2 protein-coding genes and 1 pseudogene are annotated in these 3,246 nt (G+C 74.2%); 2 read left to right on the top strand and 1 reads right to left on the bottom strand.

Features of this window, described 5'->3' with window-relative positions:
* Positions 1 to 90: 90 nt before the first annotated feature.
* A pseudogene (locus ACFV2J_RS08625) lies at positions 91 to 408 on the top strand (substrate-binding domain-containing protein); the annotation flags it as partial.
* A 337-nt stretch (positions 409 to 745) separates the two neighbouring features.
* On the opposite strand, the gene ACFV2J_RS08620 reads toward ACFV2J_RS08625, so the two are convergent.
* Entirely contained in the window at positions 746 to 2,050 is a 1,305-nt protein-coding gene (locus tag ACFV2J_RS08620; RefSeq protein WP_385097720.1) for a DUF6986 family protein, read from the bottom strand.
* A gap of 190 nt (positions 2,051 to 2,240) precedes the next feature.
* Between ACFV2J_RS08620 and ACFV2J_RS08615 the strand changes: the two genes are divergently transcribed.
* The gene (locus tag ACFV2J_RS08615) at positions 2,241 to 3,149 is read left to right on the top strand and encodes an endonuclease/exonuclease/phosphatase family protein (protein ID WP_385437803.1); all 909 of its coding nucleotides are present in this window, start codon (positions 2,241 to 2,243) and stop codon (positions 3,147 to 3,149) included.
* Positions 3,150 to 3,246: the final 97 nt, after the last annotated feature.

Below are 3,246 nucleotides of genomic sequence, written 5' to 3'. Positions count from 1 at the left end.
GCGCGGCCGGGGGGGGGGCGGGGGTCGCCGGGGGGCGCGCCGGGCGCGCCGCGGCCCCCCCCCCCCCCCCCCCGCCCCCCCCCCCCCCCCCCCGCCGAGGAGATGCTCTCGGGCGACTCCCCGGTCACCGCGATCTTCGCGGGCAACAACCGTGTGACGGTCACGGTGGTCCGGGTCCTCGCCGAGCACGGGCGTCCCGTCGCGCTGGTCGGCTTCGACGACATCGAGCTCGCCGACCTCCTCCAGCCGGGTGTCACCGTCGTCGCCCAGGACGCCGCCGCCCTCGGCCGCACGGCGGCGGATCGTCTCTTCCGCCAGCTCGACGGCACCCTCATCACCCCGGAACGCATAGAGCTGCCGACCCGTCTGATCACCCGCGGCTCGGGTGAACTGCCGCCCTCCGCCTGAGCGGTGGCCGTTCCGGATCCGCACGGCCCCGGCCCCCGGTCTCGTCCCGGCGCCGTTCGCGCGAGCGCCGTGGCGGCCGGGCGCGTGACCGGAGGGGCCGGACTCCTCGACGGCGACCGGCTGTTGCGGCCGGAGCGCCGGGTGGAAGAGGATCGCGTGCCGCCGCTCGCGGGAGGCCTCCTCCGCCCACCCCGTCCAACTCCGGTTCAGGACGCGCTGGTACGGGGTCTGCGGTGCGGCCCGAGGGCGAGGACGCCGGGGCGGGGAAACCCGGGGCCGGTGTCCCCGACCATGTTGACCGGAGGGGCCCCGCGTCCGTGTCGCCCGCAGGACGCTCCTACTTCGCCGAGGCGGTCAGGTCGCCCCGCCTCGGCGTGGCGAAAGCCTCCAGGTCCGCTCGGGTCAGACCCGTCAGCCGGGCCACCTCCGCGATGTCCAGGGCGCCGCAGTCCAGGCCGCGCAGGAGGTAGCCGCTGAGCGCCTTGGCGGTGGCGGGTTCGTCCATGACGTCGCCGTCGGTGCGGTTGGCGTAGCGGGCCAGGCGGCCTGCGGCCTGCTCGAAGCCCTCCCGGTAGAAGGCGAACACCGCCGCGTAGCGGGTCGGGATGTGACCGGGGTGCATGTCCCAGCCCTGGTAGTAGGCGCGGGCCAGGGCGCGACGGGTGAGGCCGTAGTGCAGTCGCCAGGCGTCGTGCACCTTCGCGGTCGGGCCGACCGGCAGCACGTTCGTGGAACCGTCCGAGACCCGTACGCCGGTGCCCGCGGCGGCGACCTGCATGACCGCCTTGGCGTGGTCGGCGGCCGGGTGATCACTGGCCTGGTGGGCGGCGCTGACGCCGAGACAGGCGCTGTAGTCGAAGGTGCCGTAGTGCAGGCCCGTGGCGCGCCCCTCGGCGGCCTGGATCATCCGGGCGACGGTCGCGGTGCCGTCGGTGGCCAGGATCGACTGGCTGGTCTCGATCTGGATCTCGAAGCCGATCCGCCCGGGCGTGAGCCCGCGCGCCTTCTCGAACTCCTCCACCAGCCGCACCATCGCGGTGACCTGCTCCGCGTACGTCACCTTGGGGAGGGTCAGGACCAGTCCCTCGGGCAGACCGCCCGCGTCCATCAGACCGGTGAGGAAGACGTCGAGCGTACGGATGCCACGCCGGCGGACCGGTGCCTCCATGCACTTCATGCGGATGCCCATGTACGGAGCCGCCGTACCGTCGGCGTACGCCTGCGCGATCAGCCGGGCCGCGCGCGCCGCCGCCTCGTCCTCCTCGGCGTCCGGACGCGGACCGTAGCCGTCCTCGAAGTCCACACGCAGGTCCTCGACGGGTTCCCGCTCCAGTTTGGCCCGCACCCGGTCGTACACGGGCCCGGCGAGTTCGTCGCCGAGGCCGAGGACCGCGGCGAAGGAGGCGGCGTCGGGGGCGTGCTCGTCGAGGGCCGCGAGCGCCCGGTCGCCCCAGGACCGGACGGTGTCGGCCGCGAACGCGTCGGCGGGGACGTACACGGTGTGGACGGGCTGCCGGGTGCCGGGGTCTCCGGGGTAGCGGCGTTCCAGTTCGGCGTCGACCGGGGCGAGGGAGGCGCTGATCTCCTCGCTGACGGCGCCCGCGAGACTCGTCGCCACGTTCTCCTGCTGGCCCTTGCCCATCCCACACCCTCCTGTTTTCCGCTTCACGGAATCAACAATCCGTAGAGCGAAGTTATCCAGGGCGCTTCCCGTGGTCAACACCTGTCCGCACCCTGGTCGCGCCCTGACCCGTCGCCCTCTCTCCTGCCCCAGGCCTTCTTCCCCGCACCACCCCGCACCCCTCATGCTGGCCGTGCGGGGAGGGGATCACATGTCGGACGTCCGCCGGGTGACCCGGCGCCTGGGCCTGCGGACCGCGGTGGCCGCCGCGGTGACCGTGCCCCTGCTCGGTACGGTGTCCGCGTCCGCCGGCCGCGGCGGCGGTGGCGGTGGCGGCGACCACCCACTGGACGTCATGACGTTCAACCTGCGCTTCGCGAGCACCGCCGAGCCGCACAGCTGGGCCACGCGCCGTCCGGTGATGCGCGAGCTGCTGCGCCGCGCGGCCCCCGACGTCATCGGCACGCAGGAGGGCCTCTACCCGCAGGTGCGTGACATCGCGTCCGATCTCGGAGGGCGTTACGACTGGATCGGCACCGGCCGCGCGGGCGGCAGCCGTGACGAGTTCGTGGCGGTCTTCTACGACACCGAGCGTCTCGCCCCGGCCGAGTACGACCACTTCTGGCTCTCCGACACACCCGAGGTGATCGCCTCGAACACCTGGGGCGGCTCCCACGTCCGCATGGTGACCTGGGTCCGCTTCCGTGACCTGCGCGCCGGCGGACGGGAGTTCTACGTCCTCAACACCCATCTGGACAGCGGGAGTCAGTACGCGCGGGTGCGCGCCGCCGGGCTGATCGGGCAGCGGATCGCCGGGCTCGACCGCGCCCTGCCGGTCGTGGTGACCGGCGACTTCAACAGCGCCGCCCATCGCAACCCGGTCTACGACACGATGCTGGACGCCGGCCTCGTCGACACCTGGGACACCGCGGCCGAGCGCGGGGCGCCGTACGCCACCTTCCACGGCTACCGACCACTGGTGCCCGACGGCGACCGCATCGACTGGATCCTCACCTCGCCCGGGGTCCGCGCGGTGCGGACCGCGGTCGACACCTTCTCCCCGGACGGGCGGTACCCGAGCGACCACCTGCCCGTGCGGGCGACGCTGAGCCTGGGATGAACCGAGGCCCCGGGGGGGGGCCCGGGGGGGGCGGGGGGGGGCGGCCGGCCCGCGCCGGCAGCCCCCCGCGGGCGGGGGGGGAGAAAAAAAAACAAAC

The sequence above is a fragment of the Streptomyces sp. NPDC059668 genome (genome assembly GCF_042734135.1).
Lineage (GTDB): Bacteria > Actinomycetota > Actinomycetes > Streptomycetales > Streptomycetaceae > Streptomyces.
Note: the sequence above shows the minus strand (reverse complement) of the source record. Positions and strands in the feature narration are given on the sequence as shown.